The organism is Acidobacteriota bacterium (genome assembly GCA_003696075.1).
Classification (GTDB): Bacteria; Acidobacteriota; Polarisedimenticolia; order J045; family J045; genus J045.
In genome coordinates, this window is sequence record RFHH01000149.1 from 1 (window position 1) to 3,822 (window position 3,822).

The 3,822-nt window shown below is 70.3% G+C and carries 3 protein-coding genes; all 3 read right to left on the minus strand.

Annotation, left to right across the window (positions count from 1 at the left end):
* Positions 1-1,435 (minus strand): hypothetical protein (locus D6718_10125; GenBank protein RMG44413.1); only part of this gene is annotated, 1,435 nt, incomplete at its 3' end.
* Positions 1,436-1,550: 115 nt separating this feature from the next.
* Positions 1,551-2,336, minus strand: a complete 786-nt coding sequence (locus tag D6718_10130) for a hypothetical protein (protein ID RMG44414.1) — start codon at positions 2,334-2,336, stop codon at positions 1,551-1,553.
* A 71-nt stretch (positions 2,337-2,407) separates the two neighbouring features.
* On the minus strand, positions 2,408-3,822 hold a 1,415-nt coding region (locus D6718_10135), incomplete at its 5' end, for a hypothetical protein (protein ID RMG44415.1).

A 3,822-nucleotide genomic window follows, 5' to 3' on the forward strand; every position in this document is an offset into this window, starting at 1 on the left:
GTTCGGGCCAGGCGGGGTCGTTGCAGTCGTTGTTGACGCCGTCGCAGAGCTGGGGGGCGCCTGGGTAGACGTCGGGGTCGGAATCGTCGCAGTCCGCGACCGGGCCGGCGGGGCACGACTCCGAACCGTTCGCCCCGTAACCGTCACCGTCGGCGTCTTCGCAAGGCGGGGCGCACGCGCCGAGGATCATGTCCGGAGCGGGATTCGGCTCCTCGTATCCGACCCTCTGAGAAGCGCAGCCATCGCCGCCGCCATGGGCCTGCTGGTCCTCCGTGTCCCCCGGGCCCGCCCCGAAGTAATCGCTCCCGTCCTGAGTCCGCGCCCCGGCGCGGTCCAGCGTCCAGTACCCGGCATCCTCGGGCTCGATCAGGGAGCACAGAGGAGCGCTGCTCTCCGCGCCCCGTTCGATGACGAGGGAGACGTACGTGCCGTCGGCGGGGGTGGTCCCGTCCGACTTCAGCACTCGCCCGTACCGGGTGTCGGGGCTTCCTGGTGGCAGGACCCGGCCGGTCGTCACCGAGCAAACGCCCCCCTTCGGCACACCACCCTCGTATTGCTGGACGTAGTAGGTGGTCTCCGCGTTCAGTGACGCGACCTGGACGTAGTGCGTGTCGTCGACGAAGTCGCAGGGCGGTCCATCGTCCCGGAGGTCGCAGACCGTCGTATCCAGCTGGTCGGGCGCCAGCCCGTACTTCAGGTAGCCGGTGGTGGGCTGATCCGAGGTCCACGCCACCACGAACGCGGTGTGCGTCACGTTGCAGACGAGATCGGGGCAATCGCTGGAACTCGCAGCGAGGCCCAGCTCCGGCCCGGGCCCGGCTGACCCGGCCGCCGACGAGCCGCTCCTTCCGTCCTCGCTGACGGCGCTCACCAGGAAACCGGACGGCTGGCCGGAAGCTTCCGCCGCGGGACAGCCCATGCTCCGGCCCGGCGCCAGCGCCGACCAGCGGCCGTCTTCGCCCGCGATGGCGAGAGACGCCCATGCGTGCCCCCGTGCGAGCGCAGCACGGCACCACACGAGCACGACCGCTCCGGCTCCCGGGCCCCCGGTGCGAAGATCGCGCACCGAGCCCGACAGCAGGGTGAACGATTCCCCGGCAGGGGGCACGTCCAGCTCGCCGCGGGCGGCCGGGCTCTCGTCGCAGACCACCTCGTATCCGATGCGCGTCCCCGGGTGCGCGTTCGGCAGCCGCCAGACCTGGATGCGGGCGTCGGGGCCGCCGTGGTCCCGTTCCGCCGTCCAACGCGCGGGCACGTCCGGTCCCGGCTCCCAGTATTCGATCCGGCAGCTCGAAAACTCGCCGCGGTCCAACACGACGGAGGGGATGCCCTGGCTGTCGATCGCGGGCAGGACAAGCGGGCCGGGACCTGCCATCGCGGCCCCGGCCAGCAGGACGGTCAAGGATGCGGCGATTCCACGGCTGATCACGGTCATCCCCCTTGCGATTCCGCCCGCCCGATTCGAAGCAGCGGCCCGGCGCTCCTCTCACGCGAGGCAGGGCCGGCCCGTGGCCATTCCGCGCGCTCGGGCCTGCGGCGGATGGGGCGGGTCAGCGTTCCGAACCCGGCGGCGTCCGCGGCACCACGATGTCCGGCAGCGGGTTCGCCTCCGCCAATCGGCTCTGCCGGGTCCGGAGCCCGGCGGCCCCGGCCGATGCCGCGACCACCTCGACGTCGTCGGGGCGCGGGGTGTAGTAGGCGGCATGGTCGGCGGTGCGAACTCCGCCCCGGTCCAGCACCCAGTAGCCCTCGTCCTCGGCACGCACCAGATCGCACAACGCCGCGGAGCGGCCGCGGGGACCTCTGATCTCGTAGCGAACGAACGTGTCGGCGGCGGGGGTGACGCCATCGTCCTGCACCACCCGCCCGTAGCGCGTCTGCGGCAGGCGAGGCCTGAGCACGGCACCCGTCTTGACGCGGCACAGCGGGCCGGCCGGCCGGCCGTTCTCGAAGCGCTGCACGTAGTAGGTCGTTTCGGGTTCGAGACCCGTCACCGTCACGTAATGGGCCCTGGCCTCGAGCCCACAACCAGGAGTGTCGTCACGGTCGTCGCACAGGGCGTCCTCGCCGAGGGAATCGGGAGTCCGCCCGATGCGCAGCGCGGCCACCGCCGGCTCCTCGCCGAACCACGCAACAACGAACGCCGAGCCGGTGACGTTGCAGGTCAGCTCCCCGCAATCCGGAACGGATGCCGGCGTGTCCGGGGCCACCGTCGCAGCGGAGCCCGGAGCGTCCGATCCGATGCGCGCTGCCGCCAGGGAGCTCGGCTGGGCGGGTGCTCCCAGGCCCGCCGGGGCCGAGAGCGCGGCGGCCAACGTGAAGGCGACCGAAATCATTCGACGAGCGATCATCGTTCCATCCTCTGTTCCGTTCGGTACCGAGTCGCGTCGATCGCAAGGCCGGCTGTTCATGGACAGCCTCCCGGGCAAGAGAGCGGAAGATCGGGCGACGGGGCGTCCGATCCCGTATCCACGGTCTGTTTGCCGGAGCCGTCCGAACCGGCCTTCGCCCACTGGAACTCCTCGTCTCCCGAGGAGCTGTACACGAACCGTGCGCTCAAATCGGCCACGCGTGCGGCCGTCTTGTCGATGACCCAGTTTCCGCCGTCACCCGTGACCACCAGATCGGAGAGCCATGTCGAGCGGCCGGCGCTCCCCTGGCCGTCCTTGTCTCGGATCTGGAGGTACACGGCCACGTCAGCCGCGGGCTGGCCCGAACAGTCGAGCACCACTCCGCGCGCATTGTCCGGTGTCGTCGCCGAAAGAGTGGGTCCGGTTCGCACGTCGTAGTGGTTGCCGTTGTTGTCGTTCCGCCCCGTCGTATCGCAGACGAGGTCGAAGTAGTACCGCGTTTCCGGCATCAGGCCGGCGACATCGACATAGTGAAGATCGTCGGCGGTTCCGGGGCCGCGCAGATCCTCTGCGGTCTGGTCGAGGTTCGCCGGATCCGTGCCGTATTCGACGTGGCAACTCTCGTTCGTGTCGGTGACCCAGCTCACCGTGAACGCGCGGTCCGTGACGTTCGTGATCGCCGGTCCGAGCAGCCACGTGGATCCGGCCGAAACACGCACGAAGTAGCCTTCTCCGGCGACCAGGTCGAACGGGTTCGGCAGCCCGCAGGGATGGGGCTCGAACTGCGCCGTCGTGCAGTCGTAGCGGACGATCTCCTCCGGGCAGCCGCCCTGGTTGCGGATCTCGGCGCACGCCGCGTTCGCGTCCATGGGAGTGGCCCACGGCGGCAGCGACACGAGGTTCCACACCGGTTCGAACATCACCTCCAGCGGCGACAGGATCTCCGGCCCCTCCTGGTACCAGGTCGAGAGCGTGTCGGTGCGCAGCGCGTAGCCGTTCGCCACCAGGACGGGGAAGTTGTTCACCGGAAGGCCGCACGGGTGGCCCTCCCACCGGGAGGTCGGCTGGTCCCAGCGGTCCGTCTCGACGGCGTGGCCGCCGTCGCTATCGACGTCGTCACACATGCCTTGTGCGTCGTACCCCAGGTCGACGATGGGGCCTACGAAGTTCCACTCGCGGCAAAGGGAGACACACGGGCGATCGCAGCTGTCGTGGACCTGCCCGTCCTGGCAGCTCGTCGTCCCGGTGTCGTCGCAGGCGGCCGGCGGGCACGTGGTCTGCTCGGGGACGAAGTCCTCGTCCACGCTGCCGTCGCAATCGTTGTCGACGGCGTCGCACAACGAATCGTCGGGCGCCGGCGTACCTGGCTGGCAGGAGTCGACACCGTTGGTGCAGGTGCCGGTGGCGGCGCAGGCTCCGACGCCGCAGGTGGTGGTGAAGGAGTCGACGGTGCCGTCGCAGTCGTTGTCGA

What these genes read in the sequence shown, in the direction of transcription:
- D6718_10130 (RMG44414.1), bottom strand. Translation starts at nt 2,336, where the DNA reads ATGATTTCGGTCGCCTTCACGTTGGCCGCCGCGCTCTCGGCCCCGGCG.